This is a genomic window from Acinetobacter sp. 1542444, from assembly GCF_000581835.1.
Classification (GTDB): domain Bacteria; phylum Pseudomonadota; class Gammaproteobacteria; order Pseudomonadales; family Moraxellaceae; genus Acinetobacter; species Acinetobacter pittii.
In genome coordinates this window covers 1-2047 of record NZ_JEYA01000013.1, presented here as the reverse complement: position 1 = coordinate 2047, position 2047 = coordinate 1, and the positions used below count along the sequence as shown (strand labels likewise).

The 2047-nt window shown below is 40.4% G+C and carries 4 protein-coding genes and 2 tRNA genes; 3 read left to right on the top strand and 3 right to left on the bottom strand.

From position 1 onward, the window contains the following. Positions 1-313, bottom strand: a 313-nt coding sequence (locus tag J580_RS22565; RefSeq protein ID WP_032006054.1) for an imidazoleglycerol-phosphate dehydratase, incomplete at its 3' end; no start/stop codon positions are given. A 102-nt stretch (positions 314-415) separates the two neighbouring features. On the opposite strand from J580_RS22565, the gene J580_RS22560 reads away from it, so the two are divergent. The 3 genes from J580_RS22560 (at position 416) to J580_RS22550 (ending at position 1183) form a co-directional block, all read left to right on the top strand. After that, complete coding sequence (locus tag J580_RS22560; RefSeq protein WP_002116928.1) at positions 416-799, top strand: GNAT family N-acetyltransferase; 384 nt, start codon at positions 416-418, stop codon at positions 797-799. Positions 800-905: 106 nt separating this feature from the next. Continuing rightward, positions 906-981 (top strand) — tRNA-Phe (locus tag J580_RS22555). Between the two features lie 126 nt (positions 982-1107). Then, a tRNA-Phe gene (locus tag J580_RS22550) sits at positions 1108-1183 on the top strand. A gap of 169 nt (positions 1184-1352) precedes the next feature. On the opposite strand, the gene J580_RS22545 is transcribed toward J580_RS22550, so the two are convergent. Both J580_RS22545 and J580_RS23890 read right to left on the bottom strand, forming a co-directional pair. Beyond that, positions 1353-1784: a GNAT family acetyltransferase gene (locus tag J580_RS22545; RefSeq protein ID WP_002116887.1), complete on the bottom strand. Its 432-nt coding sequence runs from the start codon at positions 1782-1784 to the stop codon at positions 1353-1355. Between the two features lie 130 nt (positions 1785-1914). Further along, positions 1915-2047: hypothetical protein (locus tag J580_RS23890; RefSeq protein ID WP_228130964.1), on the bottom strand; the 133-nt coding region annotated here is incomplete at its 5' end.

Here is a 2047-nt window from a genome sequence, read left to right as displayed (position 1 = left end):
ATAAAGCTTCGTCTAATGGTGCATAAAAATGACCATAGCGTTTTAAACCTTTTTTATCGCCTAAAGCTTGTGCAAAAGCTTGTCCAAGCGTGATACCACAGTCTTCTACGGTGTGGTGATCATCAATCTCGAGGTCTCCGTCACAATGAATATCGATATCAAATAAGCCATGTCGCTTGATTTGATCAATCATATGGTCTAAAAATGGAACTCCAGTGTTTAGTGTGCCTTGACCAGTACCGTCGAGATTTAAACGAACTCGAATTTTGGTTTCATTGGTATTTCTAACCACTTCACTGATACGTTGCGTCATGGACACGTTCCTCAAAAAACGTCAAAAATGATTGGATGTTAACGACAATTTCGCTGTGACGAATTCGTGACAGCATCATAGTTTGCTCAGGAGGGTTAATCAATGCCTATTACCGTACATGCTTATAGTTCTCTAGATAATTCAGAGATCCGCGATCAGCTTGAGCGACTGTATGATACAAGTCCGGAGTTTGGTGACGGGCACGATGCGATTGAACAACTTGAACAAGATTTACAACAGTATACCACGCTATACACTGCCGAATTTAACACCAAAATTATAGGTGCAATTTGGTCTTCAGGACAAGGCGAAAGCAAGGTTCTTGAATATATTGTTGTGCACCCTGCTAACCGTGGTCGTGGGGTAGCTGAGCGCTTAGTTGAAGAAGCTTGCCGTATAGAAGAGTCAAAAGGCGTTAAAACTTTTGAACCAGGCTGTGGCGCGATTCATCGCTGTTTGGCTCACATTGGTAAACTACATCACTAAAAGCTTCTATTATTTTGTGGTTGTGATTTAAAAATAATCACTTGTTACAAAAAACACGGAAGTTGCTTGACGTCTTCTTATAAACATTGTTTAATACGCCCACTTCGGCGTGATAGCTCAGTAGGTAGAGCAACGGATTGAAAATCCGTGTGTCCCCAGTTCGATCCTGGGTCTCGCCACCATTATTTGTGTTTTCAATCCCTGATCCCATCAGGGATTTTTTTTAAGTATAAAAAATACTCATTTAAATCAGAAACTCAGGATAATAGTTGACTATTGTTCTGAGATACGGCTTAATACAGGCCATCGGCGTGATAGCTCAGTAGGTAGAGCAACGGATTGAAAATCCGTGTGTCCCCAGTTCGATCCTGGGTCTCGCCACCATATTCGAAAAAGCCCCATACATAATGTATGGGGCTTTTTTCATGCCTGTTTATTTAATAAAAATATTAAGACCTTACCTGTGTATAAATCTCATTTTATCCACAAGCAAAGAGGGTTATCCCCAATATTGCCTTAACTTTCTAAAAATGGCTCAACTGAAAACTTGTCTCTAATCGTGAGAACTATCACGAATAAGTCGTTTTCCTAAACACACTGCTTCTACCTCGTCATAGCCAAGCTGTTCGTAAAAATTCAATACATTCAAATTGTCTTTACGAACTAATAATTGCAGTTTTGGGCAGCCACGAGCGATGAGACGCTTCTCAAGCTGCTGAACGAGCGCTGTAGCGATTCCTAAGCGTTGTTGGTGGGGGTGAACAGCCAAATAGTTAATCCAGCCTCTATGGCCGTCGTAGCCGCCCATAAGCGTACCAATCAGTTGCTCATCTTTAATAGCAACCAAAAATAAATCATCCTGTTGTGAGACTTTCCTGAAAATATCGGTTTCAGGATTATTCCAAGGACGCGTCAGACCACAGCTTTCCCATAAAATAACGACATCATCCAGATCTGCATTTGTAAATTGACGAATAATAAACATATGGATTTCTACTTTTTGTTTTGATGTGCTGAAAAGATAAAATAAAAATTCGGGCTTGAGCAGTTTTTTATTAATAATTTAAACAAATAAAAAAGCACCCCCGAAGGAGTGCTTGAATTAAACCAGTGATTTAAGCTGATTTTGCAACTGGTGCTGCTTGAAGCATTTGACCTGTTTCTTCGAAGTTTGCATGCCAAGACAATGCTTCACGAAGTAAGTGAGGAGTATGTCCACCTTTAGCACATGCACGGTCAAAGTAGTCA